A 24,700-nucleotide genomic window follows, 5' to 3' on the forward strand; every position below is an offset into this window, starting at 1 on the left:
GCGACCAGACCGATGTGCCCGAGTCTGGGGACTGGTGGGATGCGGGCTACCTGATCATGTGGGGCTCCAACGTGCCTGTCACCCGAACCCCGGATGCGCACTGGATGACCGAGGCGCGCTACCGCGGCCAGAAGGTCATCGCGGTCGCCCCCGACTACGCCGACAACGTGAAGTTCGCCGACGAGTGGCTGCCGGCCAGGCCGGGCACCGACGGGGCGCTCGCGATGGCCATGGGCCACGTCGTCCTCAAGGAGTTCTTCGTCGACAAGACGACCCCGTACTTCACGCAGTACGTCAAGACCTACACCGACCTGCCCCACCTGGTCCGGCTCGACAAGTCCAACGACGGCGATGACGGCGAGTTCACCGCCGGCAAGTTCCTCACCGCCGCCGACCTCGCGGACCACGCGTCCGAGGAGAACGCCGCGTTCAAGACCGTGGTCATCGACTCGCTGACCGGGGAACCCGTCGTCCCCAACGGCTCCCTCGGACACCGCTACGGCGAGGCGGGAGTGGGGAAGTGGAACCTCGAGCTCGGAGACGTCGACCCCGTCCTCTCCCTGCTCGAGACGTCGGCCGAGTCGGTCGTTGTGCGTATGCCGCGCTTCGACACCCCCGACGGCGCAGCCGCAGACCTGCCGCGCGGTGTGCCCGTGCGCCGGGTCGGCGGCCACCTGGTCACGACCGTGTTCGACCTCCTGATGGCGCAGTACGGAGTGGCCCGGCCAGGGCTGTCCGGCGTCTGGCCGACCGGCTACGACGACGCCACCTCGCCCTACACCCCGGCCTGGCAGGAGACCATCACCGGCGTCCCGGCTGCGACCGCAGCCCGGATCGGGCGCGAGTTCGCCCAGAACGCCGAAGATTCCACGGGCCGCTCGATGATCGTCATGGGTGCCGGCACGAACCACTGGTTCCACTCCGACACCATCTACCGCGCCTTCCTCACCCTGACCAACCTCACCGGCTGCCAGGGCGTCAACGGCGGCGGCTGGGCCCACTACGTCGGCCAGGAGAAGGTCCGCCCGCTCACCGGCTACACCCAGATCGCCAACGCCCTCGACTGGAACCGGCCGCCGCGCAACATGATCCAGACCGCGTTCTGGTACCTGCACACCGACCAGTTCCGATACGACCAGTTCGGCGCCGACACGCTGTCGGCGACCACCGGCAAGGGGCAGCTCGCGGGCAAGTCCACCGCGGACGTGATCGCCCAGAGCGCCCGGATGGGCTGGATGCCGTCCTACCCCACGTTCGACCGCAACCCGCTCGACCTCAGCGACGACGCGGCCGCCGCCGGCATACCGGTGGGGGAGTATGTCGTCGACCAGCTCACGTCCGGTGACCTGAACTTCGCCGGGGAGGATCCGGATGCTCCGGGCAACTACCCGCGGATCCTGTCGATCTGGCGGGCCAACCTCCTCGGATCCTCCGGTAAGGGCAACGAGTACTTCCTCAAGCACCTCCTGGGCACCGATTCCTCGCTCCGGGCGGCGGAGACGCCGGAGGGCCAGCGGCCGGTCGACGTGCGCTGGAGGGACAAGGCACCCGAGGGCAAGCTCGACCTGCTCATGACGATCGACTTCCGCCAGACCAGCACCACGATCTTCTCCGACGTCGTGCTGCCGGCCGCCACCTGGTACGAGAAGCACGACCTCAACACCACCGACATGCACCCGTTCGTCCACTCCTTCAACCCGGCCATCGCCCCCCCGTGGCAGACCCGGACGGACTGGGACGCCTGGCAGACCATCGCCGAGAAGTTCAGCGAGCTGGCCGCCACCCATCTCGGCGTCCGCAAGGACGTGGTCGCGGTGGCCCTGACGCACGACACCCCTGACGCGATGGCCAACCCGCACGGCATCGTCCGCGACTGGAGGAAGGGCGAGTGTGAGCCGATCCCCGGCGTCACCATGCCCAAGCTCGTCGAGGTGGAGCGCGACTACGGCGCGGTCGCCGCGAAGATGAATGCGCTTGGACCGCTGGTGGACACGCTCGGCGCGACCACCAAGGGCGTGACGTTCGAGCTGGGCAGGCAGGTCGACTACCTTCGGGCCAAGAACGGCGCCGTCCGCGGCGGAGTGGCGGACGGACGTCCGTCCCTCCGGCGCGACGTCCACGTCTGTGAGGCGATCCTCGCGATGTCCGGGACCACCAACGGGCACCTGGCGACGCAGGGGTTCAAGACCCTGGAGAAACGCACCGGCGTCCGGCTCGCCGACCTGGCCGAGGAGCACGAGGGCAAACAGATCACCTTCGCCGACACCCAGGGCCCGCCGGTCCCGGTGATCACCTCACCGGAGTGGTCGGGGTCCGAGACCGGCGGACGCCGCTACTCGCCCTTCACGATCAACGTCGAGCGCAAGAAGCCCTGGCACACGCTGACCGGTCGGATGCACTTCTACCTCGACCACGACTGGATGACCGAGCTGGGCGAGGGCCTGCCGGTCTATCGGCCCCCGCTCAACATGGCGGCACTATTCGCCGAACCCGGCCTGGGCAACATCTCCGACGGCTCCGGCGGCCAGGTCGAGGGCCTGACCGTCCGCTACCTGACCCCACACAACAAGTGGTCGATCCACTCGGAGTACCAGGACAACCTGTTCATGCTGTCGCTCTCGCGCGGCGGGCAGAACATCTGGATGAGCGACCGGGACGCGGCCAAGGTCGGCATCGAGGACAACGACTGGATCGAGGCCGTCAACCGCAATGGGGTCGTCGTGGCCCGGGCGATCGTCTCGCACCGGATGCCCGAGGGGACCGTCTACATGTACCACGCACAGGACCGGCTCATCGACGTCCCGCTGGCCGAGACCTCGGGCAAGCGCGGCGGCATCCACAACTCGCTCACCCGTCTCCTCGTGAAGCCCTCCCATCTGATCGGCGGTTATGCCCAGCTGGCCTTTGCCTTCAACTATCTCGGGCCGACGGGCAACCAGCGCGACGAGGTCACCGTCATCCGCAAGCGCAGCCAGGAGGTGACGTACTGATGAGGGTCATGGCGCAGATGGCGATGGTTATGAACCTCGACAAGTGCATCGGGTGCCACACCTGCTCCGTGACGTGCAAGCAGGCCTGGACCAACCGCTCAGGCACCGAGTACATCTGGTTCAACAACGTCGAGACCCGGCCAGGGCTCGGCTATCCGCGCACGTACGAGGACCAGGAGAAGTGGCAGGGTGGCTGGGAGCTCAACTCCCGCGGCCGGATGAAGCTCAAGGCGGGGGGCCGCTTCAAGAACCTCATGACGATCTTCTCCAACCCCAAGCTGCCTTCGATCAACGAGTACTACGAGCCGTGGACCTACGACTACGCGACGCTCACCGACGCGCCAGCGCAGGCACACACCCCGGTCGCCCGCCCGAAGTCGCTGATCAGCGGCAACAACATGAAGATCGAGTGGTCGGCCAACTGGGACGACGACCTCGGCGGCTCCACGGCCACCGCTCACCGCGACCCGATGCTGAAGAAGATCGCCGACAAGGTGAAGTTCGAGTTCGAGCAGACGTTCATGTTCTACCTCCCGCGGATCTGCGAACACTGCCTCAACCCCTCCTGCGCGGCGTCGTGCCCCAGCGGGGCGATCTACAAGCGCGAGGAGGACGGCATCGTCCTGGTCGACCAGGACAAGTGCCGTGGCTGGCGCAAGTGCGTGTCGGGGTGCCCCTACAAGAAGGTCTACTTCAACCACCGCACCGGCAAGGCGGAGAAGTGCACCTTCTGCTTCCCGCGTATCGAGGTCGGGCTCCCGACCGTGTGCGCCGAGACGTGCGTCGGTCGGCTGCGTTACATCGGCCTGATTCTCTACGACGCCGACAAGGTGCTCGAGGCCGCCTCCCAGGAGGACGAGCAGGGACTCTACGAGGCCCAGCGCGACGTCTTCCTCGACCCCTCCGACCCCGAGGTGATCCGCGAGGCAGAACGGGCCGGCATCGCCCGCGACTGGGTCGACGCCGCCCAGCGCTCCCCGATCTACGCGCTGATCAACACCTACAAGGTCGCGCTCCCGCTGCACCCGGAGTACCGCACCATGCCGATGGTCTGGTACATCCCCCCGCTCTCGCCGGTGGTCGACGTCGTCGCCGAGACCGGGGAGGACGCCGAGGACACGGGCAACCTCTTCGCCGCGATCGACGCGCTCCGCATCCCGGTCGAGTACCTCGCCGAGCTCTTCACCGCCGGCGACGTCGCACCGGTCGACGCCGTCCTCAAGAAGCTCGGCGCGATGCGCTGCTACATGCGTGACATCAACATGGGCCGCGACCCCGACGGCGCGATCCCGGCTGCCGTCGGCATGACCGAGGAGGAGATGTATGACATGTACCGCCTCCTCGCGATCGCGAAGTACGACGAGCGCTACGTGATCCCGCCGGCCCACGCGGAGCAGGCGCACTCGCTGGAGGAGCTGTCCACCGAGTGCTCGGTCTCGGACTACGGCGGCGGGCAGCAGGACGTCTTCGGAGAGGGCTCCGGCACCCCGACGCCGATCGCGGTCGAGAACTTCCAGATGCTCCAGGCCCGGCAGACCTCCGACTCGCTCACCGGGCCGGAGAACAAGGGTCGCCGGGTCAACCTGCTCAACTGGGACGGCAAGGGCTCCCCACCGGGCGTCTTCCCGCCGAAGGGACCGGACTCGTGAGCCCCCGCCGGCCGAAGCCGACCCTGCCGCCCGATCAGCTCACCCTCGTGTGGCAGTCGGTCTCGCTGCTCCTCGACTATCCCGACGAGGCACTACTGGCTCGCGTCGAGCTGCTCAGGTCGGCCGCTGCCGGCGTGCCACCCGCGATCGGGGGCTCCCTCCATGGCTTCCTGGACCACCTCGAACACACACCGTTGCCGCAGCTGCAGGCGGACTACGTCGAGACCTTCGACACCCGCCGGCGGTGCAACCTCTTCCTGACCTACTTCGCGCACGGCGACACCCGCAAACGGGGCATGGCGCTGCTGCGGTTCAAGCAGACCTACCTGAGCGCGGGTTTCGAGCTCGCGGACGCCGAGCTGCCCGACCACCTCTGCGTCGTCCTCGAGTTCGCCGCCACCGGCGACCAGGCCCTGGGCCGCGACCTCATGCTGGATCACCGGGCCGGGCTGGAGCTGCTCCGAATCTCTTTGCGGGACCTGGGCTCACCGTGGGCCGGCCTGCTCGACGCGGTCACCGCCACCCTCCCGCCGCTGCGCGGCGACGAGCGCGACGCCGTACGCCGCCTCGCCGCCGAGGGCCCCCCCGAGGAGGAGGTGGGGCTGGCGCCCTTCGCCAGCCCCCAGTTCAGCCCCGGTGCGGCCGCGTCCGGGTCCGTGCTGCTCCCGATGCCGTCCTTCCCGGGAGCCCGCGCATGAGCGAGTTCCTCTTCGTCGTCGTCCCTTACGTCTGTCTGACGACGTTCGTCGTCGGGCACCTGTGGCGCTACCGGTACGACAAGTTCGGCTGGACCACCCGCTCGTCGCAGCTCTACGAGAACCGGTTGCTCCGGATCGGGAGCCCGCTGTTCCACTTCGGGATGCTGGGCGTCGTCGGCGGCCACATCATCGGCCTGCTGGTGCCGGAGTCGTGGACGAACGCGGTGGGCATCAGTGAGCGCACGTACCACGTGGTTGCGGTCGTCGGCGGCCTCATCTCCGGCGTCATGACGGTGGTCGGCATGGCCATCCTCATCTACCGCCGTCGGACCACCGGCCCGGTCTTCTCGGCGACGACGGTCATGGACAAGGTCATGTATGCGTTCCTGGCCGCCGCGATCACCTTGGGGATGTGGAACACCATCGCCGGGTCGATCCTGACCATCGGTGGGGAGTACAACTACCGCCAGGGCGTCTCGGTCTGGTTCCGCTCGTTCCTGGCCTTCCAGCCGAATGCCGACCTGATGGCCAACGCGCCGCTGGGCTTCCAGCTGCACGCCCTCGTGGCCTTCGGGCTCTTCGCCATCTGGCCCTTCACCCGGCTCGTGCACGTGTTCAGCGCACCGGTCGGTTACGTCACGCGCCCCTACATCGTCTACCGCAGCCGCGACGACACCCGGCTCGGCAGCCACCGCCCCCGCCGGGGCTGGGACCGGGTGGGCTGATGTGCGAGTACTGCGGTTGCCAGAGCATCAACGCCATCCGGGAGCTGACGGTGGAGCACGACGCCGTGGTCGACGAGATCGGCGAGGTCACCCGGGCCCTGCGCGACAGACGGACCACGACCGCGGCCGCTGCCTGTCGACGGATCTCGCGCATCCTGATCCCCCACACCGTCGTCGAGGAGCAGGGGCTCTTCCCGGCGATGGCGGTCGAGTTCCCCGATCAGGTCGAGGTCCTGCAGGGTGAGCACCGTGCCATCGAGGCCGTCCTCGCCGAGTGCGCAGTTGGTGTCCCGGCGGATCCCACCTGGCCGGCCCGGGTCATCCAGGCCCTCGATCTCCTGAGAAAGCACATCCTCAAGGAGCAGGACGGGGTCTTTCCCGCCACGTTGAGCGTCCTGGGCAACGACGACTGGACGCTCATCGACGACATCCGGGCCCGGGTCGGCAGCGGGTTGTCATCGTCGACCTGAGACACCGTGTCGAGCACGCCCAGGGGCCGGTGCATGCGGCCCTCCATCATCTACCGCAGTCGTGACGACCAGCTCGACAACCGGGCTGCGCGAGGCGGACGGGAGAAGTGACATGACCGAGCACACCAACACCCGGCCCATCGGGTCCGAGGTGGAGCAGCTGCCGCGCCTTGCGGCCGAGCTCCTCGAGCAGGCCCGGGACCACCCGGCGCAGCGGGCAGCGCGGACGATCCATTCCGGCTCTCTGCTTCGAGCCACCGTCATCGCGCTCGTGTCCGGGACGGAGCTCGCCGAGCACGACGCGCCTCCCGCGGCGACCCTGCAGGTCGTGCAGGGACAGGTGCGACTCTATTGGGAACACGGCGAGCGGGTCCTGGACCAGGGCGAGATCACCGACATCCCTCCTGCACGACACGCACTCCAGGCCCGCACCGACGCCGTGGTGCTGCTCACGGTGGCCCTCCAGGCAGGCCCCGCTGAGGAGGCGACGGCTCGACCGTAGGCGCCCTCGGGAGGTGGGCCTCGGTCGGGGGCCGTCCTCGATGCCGGACGCGACGACTCAGGGGATGGTGACGTCGTGCAGGACGACCGGCCCGATGGTGGGGTCCAGCTCGGTGGCCTGTGACACCCCGGCTGGGGTCAGCAGGTCCATCACCTTCGGCACGGCCCCGGGCTCGACCGAGCAGAGGGGGCTGGTCCCGCCCGGGGCGCAGACCCCGAACGTGTAGGCGCCGGGGGTGACGGTGAAGGCCCTGGCCTGGTCGGGGCTGAAGCCGTCCTGGCCGGTGAGGGTGACGGTGAATCCCCAGCCCCTGGAGGGTGTTCCGCCGAGGGCGGTCTTGTCGACCGTGAAGGTGGTGTAACCCGTGATCGAGTTGGCGGCGACGGTGACCGTGCCGGTGCTGGCGCCGGTGGTGTCCCTGATGCTCTGGACCCCGAAGCCCTCCACCTCGATCAGCCGGCTCCACGCCGCCGCCGGGGCGATGGTGTAGTTGCGGCCCGGAAAGGCGGCCGCGGTGGACGAGGTGGCCGCGCCGGGGTCGTGCACATACACGTCGACGAGCTGGGCGCCGTTGACGGAGCCGAAGGTGCTGGTCAGGTCGGCGGTCCGGGTGCGGAACGTGAGCGTGGTACCGGTGTCGTAGACCTGGAAGTTGGTCAGGTCGAACGCCCCGGCGTGGAAGTCCGACGCGGTGGGGTAGGCGTAGGTGCCGGGTCCGTTGTCGTCCCCGGTCGGGTCGTCCTGGCCGTAGATCAGGGTGCCGTTGACGGCGTCGCTGACCACGGTGCGGACGACCTGCGCAGTGCCAGCAGCGGTGGTCGAGGTGATGACCAGCGTGTTGGTCCCGGGCGCCGAGGTGAGGATCGCCGTGAACGTGCCGTTCCGGGCTGCCGTCACCGAGGTGACCGTCGTGGCGTTGGTGGTGTCGGTGGCCACCTCGGCGATGTCGATGCGGGCATTCGGGGCGGCGGTGCCGCTGACCGTGATCTGGGCTCCGACCGCGGTCTGGTCGGTGGGGCTGGTCACCGACAGGGCTGTGCCGCCCTGCGGGTGCGTGAGGTAGCGGTCGCGGACGGCTGCGGGTTGTTCGAGCGCCCGGCCGGCGGCCAGGTCGGCGGTGAGGCGGACCTGCGAGGCCGCGGCCCAGGTCAGCGGAGACGCCGACCCGTCGGCCTGGCCGTTGGTGAACCCGATGGAGGCGACGGCGGGGTCCGTACCGTACGGCGACCTCGCCAGGTCGGGGTAGTCCCACACCTGCTCCGGGACCAACCCGGGCCCGGAGTTCTCCTTGTTCACGGTGACCAGCTGCGCGGCCGCCGCGCCGGGTTTCCCCTGGGCGAGGTACTGCTGGGCCCGTTCCACCCCGAGGACCGGCCAGGGGTGACCGAGGCCGGTGAAGGTGCCGTCGCCGTTCCAGGGTGCGCCGGTCACCGGGCAGCTGGTGCCCTGACCGACGACGCAGTCGCCGTAGCCGTCGCCGTTGTAGCGGAGCCAGCCGGAGCCGCTGGCGGTCGACTTCATCAGGGTGGCGTCGGCGACGGCCAACGAGCTCGCGACGACCGGGTCGCTCGCCGGCAGCTCACCGAGCCGGACGTATTCGAGGAACCCGAGGTCGACGACGTCGCGCTGGTCGACGGTGGCACCGCCGTTGCCCAGGTTGTAGCTGATCGCCGCGTCCGGGTCGCCGGTCTTGGACAGGCGGATGAAGTAGGGCGACGCCGACAGGCTGCCCGTGAAGGTCACGCCCCAGGTCTTGATGCTCCGCTGGTACTGGTCGGCGGTGGCCAGCCAGATCCGTGCGTCGGCGGCGTCACCGTGCTGGCGGGCGATGGTCCCGGCCGCGACGAGCCCGGCGATCTCCGCGGAGATGGTGGACGGCGAGTATCCGGTCTGCTCCTCCCACCGTTCCACGCCGAAGCTCGGTCCGTGGCTGATGAGGAAGTTCGCCGCCGCCTGGATGTGCGGCCACAGGGCGTCGTCGCCGGCCATCCCGGACTGCCACGCCATCAGGATCGGGTATGCCGCCTCGTCGAGCTGGATGTTGAAGGCGTCGGGCGCCTTGGTGCCGTCGAGCAGCGAGTTGCGCGGCTGGGACCCGTCGGCCAGTTGGGAGGTGAGCAGCAGGTAGCGGACGGTGTCGCGCGCGGTGGCGACATCCCCGTCGGTGTAGAGCGCGGTCCAGGCCTCGTAGAGGTCCCGACCGAAGACCTCGCGGTATCCGGTGGAGAACAGGTTGCCCGGGTTGTTCGCGGCGATGGACTGGCCCCACGGCGCGTCCAGGCCGGCGACGATCGCCCCGGGGAACGTCTTGTCCTCCGACGCCTTGACCACGTTGGCGGACTGGTAGTACTTCTCGGTGGCCGTGCGCCGCTGCGGCCCGGTCATCGACGGGGTGGTCAGCAACGGGAACCTCAGGCCCGCGTCATAGGTGAGCCAGCCCTTCTCGTAGCCGGCGACGATCGTGGGCAGGGAGGTCGACACGGTCGCGCCGGCGGTGGCGACGGCCCCAGCCCGGGTGGTGCCGAAGCCCAGGGCCAGGGTGGCCGAGCCGTCCCGGGCGCGGGTGATCGCGGCGGTCTGCTCGACGTTGCCGTCAATCGCGTTCTGGGTGACCGGTTTCAGCGTGTGGGTGCTGTCCAGCTGGGTCAGGCCGTCGGTGGCCTGACCGACGAAGCCCGAGCTGACCGTGGTGAACGGCTGGTCGGCCCGCAGCGCCAGGAAGGAGGGCACGGCATACGCGCGGCTCGCCTGGCTCGTGGTGCTCCGGTCGAACGAGACCGGCACCGGGGAGCCGGAGGTGGTGTCCACCACGGCCGAGTCGGCGCCGCCGTTGGCGGTTCCCCCGCCGCCGTTGCCGCCGGCGTTGGCGTCCAGCCGGACCAGGAGCTGGAACTGCCTGGCCGCCGCGGTGAGCGCAACGTATTGCGTGTGCACCACCACGCTGTCCCGGGTCGGGTCGGTGAGGTAGGTGCTGACCAGCTTGTAGGCCTTGCTCTTCGCGGTGGACGTGATCGTGCAGATCATCCCGGTCGGGTCGGAGGAGGCCGTGTAGGTGGTGTCGCGGGTCTGCAGGTCGGTGAAGGTGGAACCGTCGGTCACCAGGTACTGCATGGTCTCCACGTTGGTCGCGTCGACCGTCGGCGCGTAGACGTCGGACAACACACCGTCGGCGATCGTGTACCAGATCTTCGAGGTCCGGTTGCGGGCCGTGCCCACGCAGTCCTTGCGGGACTGGTCCTGGTGGCTCACCGCACCGGGTCCGTCGGCCGCCGCCGCGGTGCCGGCGGGGGCGCTCTGCGCGGCCGCCGACAGCGGCGACACCAGTGCCGTGATCACCGCGGCAGCAGCACCCACCGCCGACCAACGGGACCGGGAACGCCGCAGCGAGGGGCGGGTCGACAGCTCATCGTGCACGTGGTGCTCCAGGTTTCGTCGGCGCTGACAAAGGGAGTGACAGGGATGGCCCCGGTTGCAGGGTGTCATGGTCGTCGGACATCGGCTCGTCGGGCCGGTCGTTCCGGGCGACTCGCCGCACGACTTCACTACAGTTCCTCTGGTGAACAGCGCAGGTCCTCACCAGCGTCCTGTCCTGGCTGACGTCGCACGACTGGCCGAGGTCTCGGTGCCCACCGTCTCGCGTGTGCTGAAGGGATCGCCGCCGGTCAGCCAGCGCAAGCGGGACCGGGTGCTCGCGGCCGTCCAGGAGCTCGGCTACCGCCCCAACGGCGCGGCCCGGATGTTGGTCACCGGTCGGCGGACCATCGTCAGCGTCATCACCAGCAACACCACGCGATTCGGCTACGCCACCAGCATCCAGGGCATCGAGGAGGCGGCGCGCACCGCCGGACTCCTCGTCGCCATCACCGTGATCGACCCCGGAGGTGAGGACGAGGTCGCCGCAGCGGTCGACCTCGTCCTCGGGCAACCGGTCGCAGGCGTCATCGTGCTCGACTTCGACCCGCAGGGCACGCGCGCCATCGAGGCCCTGCCGGAGGGCCTGCCGGTCGCCGCCGTCGGCTCCTCGGACGTCGGGAGAGAGATCCCCCGGGCGCTCTTCGACGACCGCCTCGGGGGACGTCAGGCCACGCAGTACCTCCTCGGCCTCGGGCACGCGACGGTGCACCACGTGTCGGTGCCGGGATCGGGACGACCCAGCGGCCGGACGCTCGGCTGGCGCAGCGCCCTGGAGTCGGCCGGTGCGGTCGTGCCGGAGACGCTCGAGGCGGACTGGACGTCGCAGTCGGGTTACGAGGCCGGACTCGTCCTGGCCCGCACCCCGGGCGTGACCGCGGTGCTGTGCGGCAACGACGAGATCGCCTTCGGGGTCATCAAGGCCCTCCAGGTGAGCGGGCTGCGCATCCCGCAGGACGTCAGCGTCGTCGGCTTCGACGACCATCCACTGGCTGCGCTCTGGACCCCGCCGCTCACGACCATGGGCCAGGACTTCGTCGAGCTGGGCCGCACCGCGTTGGCGTTCCTCGTCGAGCAGCTGGACGAGGGCCCCGGTCCCCAGACCAGCCCCTCCACCATCCACCTCATCGAGCGCGAGAGCTCCGGCCCACCGCCTGCTCGCTCGGTCACGGGGCCGGCGAGAGGCGCACGAGTCGGACGCCGTGCGCGGCCACGTCCACGGTGAGGGTGTCGCCAGCGAGGGCGACCTCGTCGCCCGTCCAGAGGTCGGTGCCGGATGCGAGCGGCGTTCTCGCTGAGTCGAATTCGAGCGTTGCCAGCGGCACCGTGACGGTCCGGACCTGCGGCCCGGTCCAGAACACGGCGACGTAGCGGGCGTGGTCGCTCAGCCGGTCGGCCCCCAGACGATGAGCTCGCCGTCGCTCTCATCGTCGCCGTCTCCCTCACCGGCCAGGGCCGTGCGGGCCAGCTCCCGGTTGTCGCTGCTCTCGGTCAGGATCTCGAGCACCGCTGACCTGGTCAACAGCTCGATGGTCGCCGGGGAGCTCGTCGGCAGGTCGCCGCCCATCATCAGGGGGGAGCGGGACATCACCCACAAGGTGAGCAGAGTCTGCTGCTCGGCCGGGCTCAACCGACTCTCCCGGTCCTCCCCCAGCTCGGCCCGGATGCCGATCCTCCCCAGCGGGAGCATGTCGGCGTCCGCCCAGGCCCCTGGCTGCTGCAGTGGTGTCCACACGGCCATCCGCGCGAACTGGGCCAGGACATCGGGCCAGCGGTCCCAGAGGTCGCCGGAGACCCGCCACATCTGGGCACTGGCCCGCAGATGAGACAGGTGCTCGACCGACAGGTCGTCACCGGGGGACAGGCTCAGCACCATCGGCCGGCCGCTTCCCGAGACCGCACGCGCGTATGCCGCGATCTCCCGGTCGTGGTAGGGCGTCAGCATGTCGTCGGCCTTGACGAAATCGACTCCCCAGGAGGCGAACTGGGCCAGCTGGGCGTCGTAGTAGACCTGCGCTCCGGGATGGTCGTGGTTCAGGCCGTAGTTGTCCTCGTTCCACGGGCAGGCGCTCGAGACGTCGGCCACGTCCCGGGCCGACCACGTCGTCCCGAGGATGGGCAGGTCGAGCTCGACCGCCCGACGGGGGATGCCGCGCATGATGTGCAGCCCGAATCTCAGGCCCAGCGCGTGGACCTTCGCCGCGAGCGGACCGAAGCCTGCGGCGCCGGCGGCCGACGGGAAGCGGTTGGCGGCCGGCAGCTGACGGCCCCAGTCATCGAGACGGATGCTCGTGCCGTCGGTGTAGCCGTGCCGATGGGCATCCGGGTCGTACCAGCAGATGTCCACGACGATGGTGTCCCACCCCGCGGCCAGCAGGTGCGTCGCCATGAACTCGGCGTTGGCCAGGACCTCGGCCTCGGTGACCGTCGTGCCGTAGCAGTCCCAGCTGTTCCACCCCATCGGTGGTCTTCGGGCGAGCTGGCCGGCGCTGTCTGAGCCCGAGATCGGAGGTGCCGCAGTCTGATTGGTGGTCACGACGCGCAATCGTCCTGGGTGAGTGACTCCGGGTCAAGCCCGGTCCCACCTGACCGACCCCGTTATGAAAGCGTTATCAGAACCGGCTCGGCCCCCCTTGCCAACAATTCTGATCTACGTTTTCATGGAACTTCTTGATAGACGTTTTCACGGGTTGGACGACACACCGGAGGAGCTCGATGCCGAGCAGATTCATTCGCTGGGCCCACTCGGGCCTGCGCCTGGTGGTCGAGATCCCCGTCGACGCGCCGGTCCGCATCGCTCAGCTCGACCCGGCCACCTCCGTGAGCGTGGCCGCCGACGCCACGGTGGAGCCTGCCTACACCGAGCGGCTCCAGCCGATGGTCGAGGTCCTGGTGCTGGGTGAGGGCAACGCGCTCGCCAACGTGAGGTTCACGCACACCAACGTCGGCTCGCGCCTGCGCTACGTCGACGACGAGGAGTCGTCGCACGGGGGCTGGCGCACCTGGCGCATCCACCAGCGCGACACCGTGACCGGCCTTCAGGTGACGACCGTGTTCCGTTCTGCTACCGACGTGCCCGCGGTGCAGACCTGGACCGAGGTGGTCAACCGGGGGGCTCGCTCGGTCGTCCTGCAGATGGTCTCGTCGCTGGCGACCGGCGCGCTGATGCAGCCGGGTGACCGGGCCGAGGACCTGTCGTTGATGCGGGGTCGCTCGGAGTGGTGTGGCGAGGGTCGCTGGGCGACGTTCCTGCTGCGTGGGGCCGACGGCCTGGCCGACATCGACACCGGGCTGCACGACCACGACGGCCGGGGCACCCTCGCGACGGCCAGCCGCTCGACCTAGTCCTCGGGGGAGTACCTGCCGACGGGGATCCTGGTGAACGGCCGGACCGGGAGTGCCTGGTCCTGGCAGGTCGAGCACAACGGCGCGTGGCACTGGGAGGTCGACAGCCGACGTGACTCGCCGAACGCCTTCGCGCTCGTCGTCACCGGTCCCAACGACGCCGACCACCAGTGGAGCACCCGGCTGGCACCCGGCGGGTCGTTCACGAGCGTGCCGGTCTCGGTCGCTGTCTCCGACGAGGGCTACGAGGGTGCCTTGGCCGCACTCACGGCACAGCGCCGCGCCATCCGTCGCAAGCGCCCCGTGGACGCCTCGCTCCCGGTGATCTTCAACGACTACATGAACACCCTGATGGGTGACCCGACGACGGCCAAGCTGCTGCCGCTGGTCGATGCTGCCGCTGCGGCCGGAGCCGAGTACTTCTGCGTCGATGCCGGCTGGTACGACGACGGTGGCCACTGGTGGGACAGCGTCGGTGAGTGGCTGCCCTTCACGGGCCGGTTCCCCGACGGCGGGCTCGACCGGGTCCTGGACCACATCCGCGCACGCGGCATGCAGGCCGGCGTGTGGCTCGAGCCCGAGGTCGTCGGCGTGCGCAGCCCGATGGCCGACAAGCTGCCGGACGAGGCGTTCCTCCAGCGGTTCGGCGAGCGGGTGGTCGAGCACTCGAGGTTCCTCCTGGACCTCCGCCACCCGGCGGCGCGCGAGCACCTCGACTCGGTCGTGGACCGGCTCGTCGACGACCACGGCGTGCGCTACTTCAAGCTCGACTACAACGTCACTCCCGGCGCCGGGACCGACCGGGACGCGCTCAGCCCGGGAGACGGTCTGCTGGAGCACAACCGGGCGCACCTGGGCTGGCTGGACGGCATCCTCGACCGGCACCCGGATGTCATCTTCGAGAACTGCGCGTCGGGCGCGATGCGGATGGACTACGCGATGATGTCGCGCCTCGACCTGCAGTCGACGTCCGACCAGCAGGACCCCCGCCTGTATGCCGCCATCGCCGCTGCTGCCCCGGCATCCCTGCTGCCCGAGCAGGCCGGCAACTGGGCCTACCCGCAGCCGGGGATGTCCGACGAAGAGCTCGCCTTCGCCATGGTCAACGGACTCGTCGGCCGGCTCTATCTCTCCGGACGCATCGACGCCATGAGCGCGCACGAGCTGGGCCTCGTGCGTGAGGGGGTCGCGGCATACCAGGAGGTCCGCGAGCACCTCTGTGACACCACGCCGTTCTGGCCCCTGGCCCTGCCGGGCTGGTTCGACGACGTCGTCGCGATGGGCCTGCGCTTCGGGTCGAGCGCCTACCTCGCGGTGTGGTCCCGCGCCGAGACGCCCGGCCGCAGCACCCCCGTCACCCTTCCGCTGCCGTTCTGGCAGGGGCGGGCCGTCGGGGTCGCGACCCACTACCCGAGGAGCCTCCCCTCCTGGACGCCGACGTGGGGCCGGTCGACCGGTGAGCTGACCGTCCTGCCGTCCGCCGGCGGTCCGGGCGCGCGACTCTTCCGCCTCGACATGCACCCCAGCTGACGCGCCACCACCCAGCACGACACCGCACGACACCGCACGACGGAGATCGAATCAATGACGAGGAGAACTGCCATGGACAGGAACAGAAGGCGCACGTGCGTCGTAGCGGTAGCTGTGGCGACGGCGACGTCGGTGCTCGTCGGCTGCTCGGCCGCCAATCCCGGCTCCACCAGCGCGAGCTCGGGTGCGGTGACCTGGAACGAGCCGACCGCCAGCCTCAAGGGCGTGACGCTCACCTACTGGACGGCGACGCAGACCGCCACCATGGCCGACCAGGTGATCACTGCGTTCGAGGCCAAGACCGGCGCGACGATCAACAAGGTGATCATCCCCGATGTCTACGAGACCAACGCGCCCACCAAGCTCGCGACAGGGGCGAAGCCCGACCTCGCCACGTGGCAGCCGACCGGGAGCGAGCTCGCGCTGCTGAAGCCCGCTGCCGGACTCCAGGTGCTCGACAGCGCCCCGTGGCTGTCCAAGCAGCTGCCGGCGGTGCAGGCGCTCGGCCAGGTGAACGGCAAGCACTACGCGGCATTCGTCAACATCCCCTCGGTGCTCGGCGTGTTCTACAACAAGGACGCGTTCGCCAAGGCCGGCATCACGACGCCACCGAAGAGCTTCGCGGAGATGATCACCGACGCCAACACCCTGAAGGCCGGCGGCGTCACCCCGTTCTTCGGCTCTGCCGGCGACAAGTGGCCGACCCAGTGGTGGCCTCAGGTGCTGCTCGCGGAGGCGGCCAAGAACGGCCTGTGGCAACGGGTCAACGCCAACAAGGACTCGTTCACCGGCAAGGACATCCTCGGGGCGATCACGACCTACCAGGGCATGCTGAAGCAGGGGCTGTTCAACACTGACAACGGCACCTCGACCTACAACGAGTCGGCGCCGGCACTCTTGAACGGCAAGGCGGCGATGGTGCTGCAGAACACGACCTTCGTCTCGCTGCTGCAGTCCGGGGCGAGCACGGCCCAGATCAACGCGAAGATCGGCTGGTTCCCGATCTCCAAGGACGGCAACATCGCGACATCGATCCCCGGCGGTGACAACGCGCTCGTCGCGTTCAAGACCGGTGACGCCACCAAGGAGGCCGCCGCCCGCCAGTTCCTGCGGTTCTGGCTGGAGACCGACTACCCCGACTACATCAAGGCGGCCAACGCCGTCTCGCTGGAGCCGGCCGTCCCCACTCCGTCCACCGTGCCCGACATCGCCACGACCAACGCCACCGCGCTGACCGGAGCCGCCGGATCGATGCAGCAGGATGCTGTCGCCAACCCCGACTTCTACGTCAACCTCGCCAACATGGTGCTCGACACGATGACCCCGGAGCAGGTCGGGTCGACCACGCAGGCCCAGTTCGTCCAGCTGGCCAAGGCGCTCGGCGTCTCCGGGTTCTGAGCGGCTGACGGGACCGACGCCAGTGTCCAGATCTGCTCCGTCTCTGCTCGAGCGCTCTCCAGACGTCGACCGGCGCCGGTCCTCACCCCGCCGTCAGTCGAGCGGCTACCCCCTGTGGTTCCTGGTCCCGGCGTTCGCGATCCTCGGCGTCTTCTTCTTCCTGCCCACCCTGTTCAACTTCGTCTACGCGTTCACGAACTGGTCGGCGTTCCACGACGACATCCAGGGCGTCGGCTTCGACAACTTCGCGTCCCTGCTGTCGGACGGTTCGCTGCTGGCCTCGCTGCGGATCACGCTGGTGTATGCCGTCCTCGTGGGTGTCTTCCAGAACCTCTTCGGGCTGGGTCTGGCGCTGCTGCTCGAGCGGGACACGAGGCTCAACAGGGCGATTCGCGCGGTGTTCTTCATCCCGGTGCTGATGTCCGCCCTCGCGGTGGGCTACATCTTCGCGGCGCTGCTCAAGCCCGAGGGGGCCGTGAACGGCATACTCGGTGCCCTGACCGGCACCCACGTGAGCATCCCGTGGCTGGGGAGCACCACCTGGACGATCGTCGTCGTCGCCCTCGTCAACTCCTGGAAGTGGATGGGGTTGGCCATGATCATCTTCCTGGCCGGGCTGAAGACGATCCCCGAGGAGGTGCTGCAGGCGGCGAAGGTCGACGGCGCCGGACCGTGGAAGACCTTCACCGCGGTGCGGCTGCCGCTGCTCGCCCCGGCGGTGACGTTCAACGTCGCCACCGCTTTGCTCGGATCGCTCAACGGGTTCGACACGATCCAGGCGACGACCGCCGGCGGACCGGCGCAGAAGACGGAGGTCCTCGACATCTTCATCTTCCACACCTTCGGCTACGGACTCTTCGCCCAGGCCACGACGATGAGCCTGGTGCTGTTCCTCATCGTCACGGTCCTCGCCTTCCCCGTGATCGGCTATCTGCGCAAGAGGGAGCGTGTCCTCTGATGTACAGGTCGCAGCTCTGGCCGCGGGTGGTCCAGCCGACGATCGCGGTCGTCCTCGCAGCCGTCGTCATCGGGATCCCGTTGTGGCTGGCCGTGATCACCTCCGCGAAGTCCCGCAGCGAGGCGAACCTCCCCGACCTCACCCTCCCGTCGGCGTGGCACCTCGCCGACAACTACGCCCAGGCGTTCAGCCAGGGCCGGATCCTGTGGGGCCTGTTCGGCAGCCTGCTGGTGATGCTGCCCGCGGTGATCGGGGTGCTGATCTTCGGGTCGCTCGCCTCGTGGGTGCTGGCCCGCCGCTCGGGCCGGCTGACGGCTGCCCTGTATGGCGCGGGGATCAGTGGCGTCGTCCTCCCGCCGGCCGTCATCACCATCGTCCTGCTGCTGCGCCAGATGGGTCTGGCGAGCACCCCGCAGGGGATGATCTTCGTCTACATGGGGATGTACATGTCGGTGGTGATCTTCTTCATCACCGGCTTCGTGCGGACGATCCCGGTTGAGCTCGAGGAGGCCGCCCGGATGGACGGCGCCGGACCGTTCATGATCTTCGTCCGGATCATCCTGCCGCTGCTGCGGCCGGTGATCGCCACGGCCACCATCCTGGTCTGCCTCTACATCTGGAACGACGTCTTCTACTCGTTCTTCGTCCTCGGCGGCGGAGCGGTGAGCACCCTGCCGCTGAACCTCTACGCCGTCGCGAGCAGCAACCTCTACCAGAACAACTGGAACCTGATCTTCGCCTACGTGATCATGATGAGCCTGCCCCTCCTGGTCGTCTTCGTCGTGGCCCAGCGTCGGATCATCTCCGGCATCACCGGTGGCGCCGTGAAGTAGACGGAGGTGTCTGTGGCCGCGGTGCCGATTCACCTCACCAAGCAGCGGGCGCACCCCACCTCCCCGAATGCCTTTGGAAACATTGGGGTATCGCCGAGGGTCCGAGCAACGCGTCCGGGTGTCATAGTGACACGCTGACCAACATCGAGGATGGCTTGGCCCCCGACATCGAGGAGCGTGAGGCGGACCTGCAGGAGCGTGAGTCCGCTCTTGCCGACCGGCTCGCCAAGCTCGAGGCCGCTCGACCGGCCCACCTCGAGACCGTCGAGAGCGTCTGTCAGGCCGCCGATGTCCGCGACGTCGAGGCAGACGACCGGGACCGGGTGGCGGCTGCGCGCGACCGTGCCGCTGACGTGCAGGCGTTCACCTCCCCGCAGCACCAGAGTGGCTACGGCGCGGACCTGCCTGCCCGCCGGCACGCAGCCCTGGACCGGGTCGACGCCAAGGGCGACCGGACCTCGGCGGCGGGCGACCGGGCCCTCCTCGGAGAGGTCCATGATGATGCGGTGTCCCCAGAGCAACAGCGGCCCGAGTAGCGCAGGAATCAGCGCCGGACCGGCCCCCGGTGAGTGGGCAGCCCGGGGTGCTGAGGGTGCTGAGAGGCCTCCGCGTCGGGGGTGAGGTCGGAACGACGCAGCAGGTGACGCGGGGTCGACCGGAACGGGCCGGTGGACGTGAGCCGCAGCGCCGCGTCGACGTGGAGGAGCTCGCCGGGGTCGAGCAGCCGCCATCCGGGGTCGTCATCCATCGGCTCGCTGGCGACGACCACGGCGGGCCGCGACACCAGGTGCTGAGATCGGGCGTGGATCCGCGTGGTCCGTGCCTCCAGGGGTCGGCCGTGGCCGGTGCCCCCTGGGGGTCGCTCGAGCACGTAGAGCTCGTGGGTGTCCGGGTAGCGGAGCGCCCAGAGGTCGGTCGCGGTGGCCATGACGAGGTTGAGGGCATAGACGGGGACCTGGTCGATGACCCACGCGACGGCCGCCGTCAGTCCGGCTGTGACGTCGCCGCCGCAGCGTGCCGTCTCGGCCGTGATCATCGCGAACAGCCGCTCGCTGTCGGTGTCCCCGTGCACGAGGTGCCCGGCTCCCCGTGCTCGCAACCTCGCGTCGATCGACGGGAGATCGGCCAGGACGCCGTTGTGGGCGAACACCCGCCGGCACTCGGTGAACGGGTGCGTGTTGGCGAGGGTGCGGGCGCCGGTGCTCGCGTAACGCACGTGGGCGACGAACGTCGAGCTGCGAAGCGTCCGGGCGGCTGACGCGAATTCGTCGTCCTGCCAGGCAGCGAGGGGCTGCTTGTCGACCACCGGTGTCCCGTCGGGCGTGAAGACACCGATGCCGGCACCGTCGGGGTTGCGGTGGCTCTGCGCGGAGAGGCTGTCGGCGGCGTCGACGAGCCAGAAGGTGGCCGCGACGCGTTCGGCTCCGGCGTGCAGCGCGAACAGGCGACACATGGGTCCTCCTCACATCGATGGAGCGGGCACACCCTCAGGATGGCCCGTGAAAACAGACCCGCAGGGGAATCGCGGGACTTCCGACACCACATTGCTCTCGCGTGAGGTATTTTCTACTCACTCGATGACGAGCGGCGACGGAGGACCCATGCACGGATCTGGGCAGGCCCTCAGGGGAGTTTGCGCTCTCCGCATCCTCGCCGCTCGGCCCCTGCGTCACGCCGGGCTCGTTGTGCCCCGGCCCAGCCGCCTATACGGCGCGACCCTCTCGAAGGGCCTGTGCGCTGCCGCGGCAGGTCTCCATCCGATGGAAGGAAGAGCATCATGACCGTCAACGTTCCCGACACCCGGCGACTCGCCCCCGAGGCCGACCCGTCGATGGCCGCGGAGGTGCATTCGGCTGACGCGAGTCTCTACGAGCGCCTCGGCGGCTGCTACGGCATCGCCGGCGCCGTGGATGTCCTCGTGGACCGGCTGTTCAAGAACGTCAGGGTCAACGCCAACGCAGCGGTCCACGAACATCACGGCAACAGCGCGAATGCCGCCGGCTACAAGTTCCTGGTCACTGCCTGGTCGATCGAAGCGACCGGAGGTCCGAAGTGCTACATCGGCCACGACATGACCGTGGCGCACGAGAACCTCAGCATCGACAAGGACGGGTTCGACGCCGTCTACATGGAGATCGAGTCCACCCTCTTCTACCTCGGAGTTCCTGAAGAGGAGACCACAGAGTTCATGGGCATCATCGAGCGCTACCGCTCGCAGGTGGTCACCGCCTAGCGATCACCGCCCGGCGGGTTCACGGAACACGAAGCCCGGCGGGACCGTGAGGTCCTGCCGGGCTCCGGGCTGTCACCGTTTCAGACGTGGCGCGAGCGGAAGGGCAGCCACACGGCAAGACCCATGAGGGCCATCCCGAGGGGGAAGTGGATGGAGGTGACCCAGGGTGCGTCGCCGATCAGGCTGCCCAGGTGACCCTCGGCAGCCAGCAGCACGAGCAGGACTGCGGTCCCGATGATGAGGTCGCGGCGCGAGCGCAGCGTGACCACGGCGATGACGAGGGCGACGAGGGCCAGCACGATGCTGGCCTTGGCGCCGAGGTCGTGCACCCGGACCCAGGTGTCCTGGTAGTCCATGCCCTCCTTGATGAAGAGTCCGGCCCACAGGGCCTGGAGAAGTATCACGAGGCCGGTAACGCCCACCGTCACGGAGTAGACGGTGTTGCGGGCGCCGGGCGTGCGGGTGTCGGGGGAGGCTCTCGTGGTGCGCGTGGTGTCAGTCATGAGGAGGTCCTTAGTCGGAGGAAAGAAGGAGGAACCGCGCAATTGACGCTACGACCCAATTCGTCACGTTCCGGCTATCGGGGGCTTAAGTTGAGGTTAACTCAACCGTCCCCAACATAAGGCTAGCCTCTCCTCATTGACACAGGGCACGAGAATGCCAACTTGAGGCCGCAGCCGCTTTATGGGGATGCGCAAGGACAATGCAGACTCGTATTCGAATACCCGGTGACCCTCCGGCGTTCAGCCGGCGTTCCACCCGCTGTTGTAGACGTCGAGGCCGAAGCGGTTGAGGCCGGTCGCCCCGGCATACCCGAGGTAGGGCAGTCGGAACACGTCCTCGAGCGATGCCAGCAGCGAGTAGTGGTTGTAGCTCGTCGTGCTCCAGGTGCCCGGAGTGACGTACTTCGAGATGACCAGGGCGCCGATCTTGCCGCCGCCGAGGCCGGTGATGCCCGGGAGGGGAGAGTTGGGGCCGGCGCTCTCCCCGCAACAGGCGGTCGCGTCGCTCTGGGGGCTGTCGGACTCGTCGGCGGTGATGACGAGGACGCCGTCGGCCGCGAACGCGGGGGAGGCGAGGATCTTCGGGACCCACTGGCGCATCCACGCGTCGACGCTGAGCAGACCGCCCGGTTGGCCGTCGACGCACGGCGCGTCGTGGCCGTCGTGGCAGAGGTTGGGCGTGATGTAGGTGAGGTTCGGGGTCGTCGCGACGGTTCGGAGGTCCGTCTTGAGCTTGCTGAGGTCGACGACGTGCGTCGCGCAGTCGGCCGAGCCGGTGACCGAGGCGAAGTACATGAACGGGTTGTGGCGCACGGCGTACTGGTCTCCGACGTGCGCGGTCTGCGTCGGGTCCTGCGTCCCGACCACGGGGTGGCGGCAGGCCGTGCCCATGTCCTCCATGTAGCCCTTCCAGCTCAGCCCCGCGGCGCTCAGCTGGTCGGCGACGGTCGGCACCGTCGCGGGGAAGACACAGCCGTCGCCGACGGCCTGGCCGGGCGCGACGGTGCCGGCGCCGACGAAGGCCGAGTAGATCTGACAGTCCGACTGCATCTGCGGGTTCGGCCCCTGTCAGGAGATCTGGGCGACGTAGTTGGGCTGACTGTTGTGGGCCGTCCCGTAGTAGGTGTTGAGCAGGACTCCCTTGCCCCGCAACGTCTTCGCCAGGTAGGGCGCCGCTGACCCGGCACCCCACGTCTTGTCGTAGCCCTTGTTCTCGATGTTGATGACGAACACGTGCTTGGCCGGTGGGACGTAGGCCGCGATCCCGGATGCCGCGTCGCTGGCGGTGAGTCCGGACGACGCTGCGAGGAGGGCAGCGGTCACGGCGGTAACCGCGGCGCCGATTCCCACACGACGGGAGAACCGTTGGCGCAGAGTGTTGTTCACGGGAGTGTCCATCCGTCGGTGAGGGCCTTGGCCTTGAGGTCGGGCCATTCAGCCTGTTCCGGTCCGGTGACCGGGGCCGGGGTGCAGGTCGTGGCCACGAACGGCGGCACGGTGTATGCCGGTGCGGCGAGCGAGCCCGGCCGGGTGAAGTCGAGCACTTCGACGAGGTTGCGGGCAGCGGTGTCGCGTGGGGTGAGCGGCGGAAGGGACCAGCGCCACTCGATCGCTTTGAGGATCGAGGTGTGGTCGTAGGTTGCGTGAGAGATCCGGCCGCGGCGGGCTCGGGGGGAGATGACGATCGTGGGCACGCGGAACCCGCGTTGCTTCGTCGTGGGGCTGACGTCGGGTGCGGTCCCGGGCACGACGTGGTCGTAGAAGCCGCCCCACTCGTCAAAGGTCACCACGAGCATGGTCCGTTCCCAGTGAGGGCTGGTCGTCACCGCCTGGTAGACCGAGTTGAGGAAGGTCTCCCCGGCCCGGATGTCGGCGTGCGGGTGGTCGTCGTTGGACGACCCGGATGCCTCGTCGAGGAAGCGCGGGTCGACCACGCTCACCTGCGGCAGGGTTCCGGCTGCGGCGTCGGCGAGGAACGCCGGGAACGGCTGGGAGATGGGGAGGTAGCTCGTGCCCCACAGCGCGAGGAAGGGGATGTCGGAGAAGTAGTAGCGCCCGGTCAGGCCGGCCGCGGCGAGCCGGTCCCAGATCGTGGGCATCGTCGAGGTCGTCGTCGAGTTGTGCAGACGGTCGGTCTGCGCCGCATGCAGGTAGAACCGGTTGGGGTAGGTCTCGGCCATCACCGGGGCGAAGTACCGGTCGCAGGTCGTCCACCCCGGCGCGGCCTGGCCGAGGAAGCCGAGGTCGGCCTGTTCGTAGTAGCCGATCGGGAGCAGGTCGTCTTCGCCCGCTCGCAGCCACCCGTCGGCCTTCCCGCCGTTGAGCTGGATCCGGCCGCCCTCGTAGGAGTGGTCGGGGTCGGAGTGGCCGCAGCTCGCGGACTGCGTCAGGTGATAGGTGCCATGGGTAGCGCCGTACCGGTCCGTATACGTCAGCCCGGCCTGGCGGCCATCGGCCCCCGGCAGCCACCCGAGGAAGTGGTCGAACGACCGGTTCTCCATCATCACGACCACGATGTGGTCGATGCCAGAATCGCCGGGCGCGGGCAGGGGCACGGCCGCTTCGGCCGGCGTCCGGGTGAGCAGCGGAACTCCGAGGGTCACCCCACCGGCCACGGCTGCAGCTGAGGTCAGCAGGTGTCGTCGAGTCAGATGCACCCCGTAACGGTAAAGGGGACCAACGAATGCCGGGGTCCCCATCGTGTCGTTCACCCCAGTGTTCATCTGCCCTTCACGCAGTGGCTGAGGGACCGACAAACGTGGTGCTCGTCCCCCTCGCGGCAGTCTCTGAGCGCGAAATACCACCCCGCCGGGTCAAGCCCGACGATGCAGCGACCGCAGTCGGCTTGGGTCCGCTCCTGTGGGTGACCGGTCGTGACCCGATCCCAGCCGGCCGCTGCAGCTTCGAGGCCGCTGCGACCTCACACCTCGAGCCCTCTGCCGTCAGGTCCCTCGCCCGACACTCGTGCGCTCAGAGACCCCCGCGGCCTCCTCACACTGTCGGACTGGCCGAGCGGGTCGCTCCATCCGGTCTAGGACGTGCGGTCGTCGGTGTCCTGGGGGACGGTCGCCGGGGCATCCACGAGGGCCTTTTCCGGCACGCTGGCCCGACGAGCGAGGGCAGGCAGGCCGTGGGCCCGGCGCGCGAGGATCCACAGCGGTGGGCCCACGAGCAGCGCCGCGGCCAACAAGGCGCCGGTGAGCTGGTTCGAGGCCCCCAGCAGCTTGAGTGAGGAGGCGAGCAGGACGAAGGCCAGTGCCCGGCGCACGAGCCCCCCGGGAGCCCGTGAGGAGAGCTGGGCACCGATCCACACCCCGGGGATCGATCCCAGGAGCAGCGAGAGCGTGAGGGCGAGCTGGAAGTCGCCGAAGAGCACGTGACCCAGGGCTGCTGACGCGACGAGGGGTACGGCCTGGAGCAGGTCGGTGCCGACGAGCTCGCTTGCTTTGAGCGTG

General features: G+C 69.1%; 23 protein-coding genes. 14 read left to right on the forward strand and 9 right to left on the reverse strand.

The window, feature by feature from the left end; translation table 11 throughout:
* The 6 genes from Q0R63_RS03015 to Q0R63_RS03040 form a co-directional block, all read left to right on the forward strand.
* Positions 1–2,990 (forward strand): nitrate reductase subunit alpha (locus tag Q0R63_RS03015; RefSeq protein WP_295693781.1); only part of this gene is annotated, 2,990 nt, incomplete at its 5' end.
* Positions 2,990–4,639, forward strand: coding sequence for a nitrate reductase subunit beta (gene narH, locus Q0R63_RS03020; protein ID WP_295693783.1), 1,650 nt, complete (start codon positions 2,990–2,992; stop codon positions 4,637–4,639). The genes Q0R63_RS03015 and narH, both read left to right, overlap by 1 nt.
* Complete coding sequence (gene narJ, locus Q0R63_RS03025; RefSeq protein WP_295693787.1) at positions 4,636–5,337, forward strand: nitrate reductase molybdenum cofactor assembly chaperone; 702 nt, start codon at positions 4,636–4,638, stop codon at positions 5,335–5,337. Before narH ends, narJ begins: the two co-directional genes overlap by 4 nt.
* Complete coding sequence (gene narI, locus Q0R63_RS03030; RefSeq protein WP_295693790.1) at positions 5,334–6,062, forward strand: respiratory nitrate reductase subunit gamma; 729 nt, start codon at positions 5,334–5,336, stop codon at positions 6,060–6,062. Before narJ ends, narI begins: the two co-directional genes overlap by 4 nt.
* The gene (locus Q0R63_RS03035) at positions 6,062–6,532 is read left to right on the forward strand and encodes a hemerythrin domain-containing protein (RefSeq protein WP_295693793.1); all 471 of its coding nucleotides are present in this window, start codon (positions 6,062–6,064) and stop codon (positions 6,530–6,532) included. The genes narI and Q0R63_RS03035 overlap by 1 nt, the downstream gene beginning before the upstream one ends.
* A gap of 112 nt (positions 6,533–6,644) precedes the next feature.
* On the forward strand, positions 6,645–7,034 hold the full coding sequence (locus Q0R63_RS03040; RefSeq protein WP_295693796.1) for a LuxR family transcriptional regulator: 390 nt from the start codon (positions 6,645–6,647) through the stop codon (positions 7,032–7,034).
* 57 nt (positions 7,035–7,091) lie between these two features.
* Here the strand turns inward: Q0R63_RS03040 and Q0R63_RS03045 are convergent, their stop codons facing one another.
* Positions 7,092–10,448, reverse strand: coding sequence for a glucodextranase DOMON-like domain-containing protein (locus tag Q0R63_RS03045; protein WP_295693799.1), 3,357 nt, complete (start codon positions 10,446–10,448; stop codon positions 7,092–7,094).
* A 142-nt stretch (positions 10,449–10,590) separates the two neighbouring features.
* Between Q0R63_RS03045 and Q0R63_RS03050 the strand changes: the two genes are divergently transcribed.
* Positions 10,591–11,670, forward strand: a complete 1,080-nt coding sequence (locus Q0R63_RS03050) for a LacI family DNA-binding transcriptional regulator (protein WP_295693803.1) — start codon at positions 10,591–10,593, stop codon at positions 11,668–11,670.
* On the opposite strand, the gene Q0R63_RS03055 is transcribed toward Q0R63_RS03050, so the two are convergent.
* On the reverse strand, positions 11,612–11,806 hold the full coding sequence (locus Q0R63_RS03055; RefSeq protein ID WP_295693805.1) for a hypothetical protein: 195 nt from the start codon (positions 11,804–11,806) through the stop codon (positions 11,612–11,614). The two genes, Q0R63_RS03050 and Q0R63_RS03055, sit on opposite strands and share 59 nt — an antisense overlap.
* A 23-nt stretch (positions 11,807–11,829) precedes the next feature.
* Positions 11,830–12,981 carry a glycoside hydrolase family 27 protein gene (locus tag Q0R63_RS03060; protein WP_295693808.1) on the reverse strand — a complete coding sequence of 384 codons (1,152 nt, stop codon included), beginning with the start codon at positions 12,979–12,981 and terminating at the stop codon, positions 11,830–11,832.
* Positions 12,982–13,160: 179 nt separating this feature from the next.
* On the opposite strand from Q0R63_RS03060, the gene Q0R63_RS03065 reads away from it, so the two are divergent.
* From Q0R63_RS03065 to Q0R63_RS03090, 6 genes are all read left to right on the forward strand, one after another.
* Positions 13,161–13,790: a hypothetical protein gene (locus Q0R63_RS03065; RefSeq protein ID WP_295693811.1), complete on the forward strand. Its 630-nt coding sequence runs from the start codon at positions 13,161–13,163 to the stop codon at positions 13,788–13,790.
* Positions 13,791–13,823: 33 nt separating this feature from the next.
* On the forward strand, positions 13,824–15,320 hold the full coding sequence (locus tag Q0R63_RS03070; protein ID WP_295693813.1) for a glycoside hydrolase family 36 protein: 1,497 nt from the start codon (positions 13,824–13,826) through the stop codon (positions 15,318–15,320).
* Positions 15,321–15,392: 72 nt separating this feature from the next.
* Positions 15,393–16,718, forward strand: a complete 1,326-nt coding sequence (locus tag Q0R63_RS03075; protein ID WP_295693816.1) for an extracellular solute-binding protein — start codon at positions 15,393–15,395, stop codon at positions 16,716–16,718.
* Positions 16,719–16,740: 22 nt separating this feature from the next.
* Positions 16,741–17,676, forward strand: coding sequence for a sugar ABC transporter permease (locus Q0R63_RS03080; protein WP_295693820.1), 936 nt, complete (start codon positions 16,741–16,743; stop codon positions 17,674–17,676).
* Entirely contained in the window at positions 17,676–18,509 is an 834-nt protein-coding gene (locus Q0R63_RS03085; RefSeq protein WP_295693822.1) for a carbohydrate ABC transporter permease, read from the forward strand. The genes Q0R63_RS03080 and Q0R63_RS03085 overlap by 1 nt, the downstream gene beginning before the upstream one ends.
* 155 nt (positions 18,510–18,664) lie before the next feature.
* Complete coding sequence (locus Q0R63_RS03090; RefSeq protein ID WP_295693825.1) at positions 18,665–19,045, forward strand: hypothetical protein; 381 nt, start codon at positions 18,665–18,667, stop codon at positions 19,043–19,045.
* 8 nt (positions 19,046–19,053) lie between these two features.
* Here the strand turns inward: Q0R63_RS03090 and Q0R63_RS03095 are convergent, their stop codons facing one another.
* Positions 19,054–19,962, reverse strand: a complete 909-nt coding sequence (locus Q0R63_RS03095; protein WP_295693827.1) for a class II glutamine amidotransferase — start codon at positions 19,960–19,962, stop codon at positions 19,054–19,056.
* Positions 19,963–20,286: 324 nt separating this feature from the next.
* Between Q0R63_RS03095 and Q0R63_RS03100 the strand changes: the two genes are divergently transcribed.
* Complete coding sequence (locus tag Q0R63_RS03100) at positions 20,287–20,742, forward strand: group 1 truncated hemoglobin (RefSeq protein WP_295693830.1); 456 nt, start codon at positions 20,287–20,289, stop codon at positions 20,740–20,742.
* Positions 20,743–20,822: 80 nt separating this feature from the next.
* On the opposite strand, the gene Q0R63_RS03105 is transcribed toward Q0R63_RS03100, so the two are convergent.
* The 5 genes from Q0R63_RS03105 to Q0R63_RS03125 all read right to left on the reverse strand — a co-directional run.
* Positions 20,823–21,245, reverse strand: a complete 423-nt coding sequence (locus Q0R63_RS03105; RefSeq protein ID WP_295693832.1) for a hypothetical protein — start codon at positions 21,243–21,245, stop codon at positions 20,823–20,825.
* Between the two features lie 240 nt (positions 21,246–21,485).
* Complete coding sequence (locus Q0R63_RS03110) at positions 21,486–22,295, reverse strand: alkaline phosphatase family protein (protein ID WP_295693835.1); 810 nt, start codon at positions 22,293–22,295, stop codon at positions 21,486–21,488.
* Positions 22,296–22,313: 18 nt separating this feature from the next.
* Positions 22,314–22,631, reverse strand: a complete 318-nt coding sequence (locus Q0R63_RS03115; protein WP_295693838.1) for a hypothetical protein — start codon at positions 22,629–22,631, stop codon at positions 22,314–22,316.
* A complete protein-coding gene (locus Q0R63_RS03120) occupies positions 22,628–23,902 on the reverse strand; it encodes an alkaline phosphatase family protein (RefSeq protein WP_295693841.1) in 1,275 nt (424 codons plus the stop codon). Before Q0R63_RS03120 ends, Q0R63_RS03115 begins: the two co-directional genes overlap by 4 nt.
* Before the next feature lie 374 nt (positions 23,903–24,276).
* On the reverse strand, positions 24,277–24,700 hold a 424-nt coding region (locus Q0R63_RS03125), incomplete at its 5' end, for a sulfite exporter TauE/SafE family protein (RefSeq protein ID WP_295693844.1).

Origin of the sequence: Lapillicoccus sp. (assembly GCF_025353065.1) — a bacterium.
Classification (GTDB): Bacteria; Actinomycetota; Actinomycetes; order Actinomycetales; family Dermatophilaceae; genus Lapillicoccus.

Excerpts from the sequence above, each read along its gene's own strand:
- narH (WP_295693783.1), top strand. The coding sequence starts at position 2,990 with ATGAGGGTCATGGCGCAGATGGCGATGGTTATGAACCTCGACAAGTGC.
- narI (WP_295693790.1), top strand. The coding sequence starts at position 5,334 with ATGAGCGAGTTCCTCTTCGTCGTCGTCCCTTACGTCTGTCTGACGACG.
- Q0R63_RS03035 (WP_295693793.1), top strand. The coding sequence starts at position 6,062 with ATGTGCGAGTACTGCGGTTGCCAGAGCATCAACGCCATCCGGGAGCTG.
- Q0R63_RS03040 (WP_295693796.1), top strand. The coding sequence starts at position 6,645 with ATGACCGAGCACACCAACACCCGGCCCATCGGGTCCGAGGTGGAGCAG.
- Q0R63_RS03065 (WP_295693811.1), top strand. The coding sequence starts at position 13,161 with ATGCCGAGCAGATTCATTCGCTGGGCCCACTCGGGCCTGCGCCTGGTG.
- Q0R63_RS03075 (WP_295693816.1), top strand. The coding sequence starts at position 15,393 with ATGGACAGGAACAGAAGGCGCACGTGCGTCGTAGCGGTAGCTGTGGCG.
- Q0R63_RS03085 (WP_295693822.1), top strand. The coding sequence starts at position 17,676 with ATGTACAGGTCGCAGCTCTGGCCGCGGGTGGTCCAGCCGACGATCGCG.
- Q0R63_RS03095 (WP_295693827.1), bottom strand. The coding sequence starts at position 19,962 with ATGTGTCGCCTGTTCGCGCTGCACGCCGGAGCCGAACGCGTCGCGGCC.
- Q0R63_RS03100 (WP_295693830.1), top strand. The coding sequence starts at position 20,287 with ATGACCGTCAACGTTCCCGACACCCGGCGACTCGCCCCCGAGGCCGAC.
- Q0R63_RS03105 (WP_295693832.1), bottom strand. The coding sequence starts at position 21,245 with ATGACTGACACCACGCGCACCACGAGAGCCTCCCCCGACACCCGCACG.
- Q0R63_RS03110 (WP_295693835.1), bottom strand. The coding sequence starts at position 22,295 with ATGCAGTCGGACTGTCAGATCTACTCGGCCTTCGTCGGCGCCGGCACC.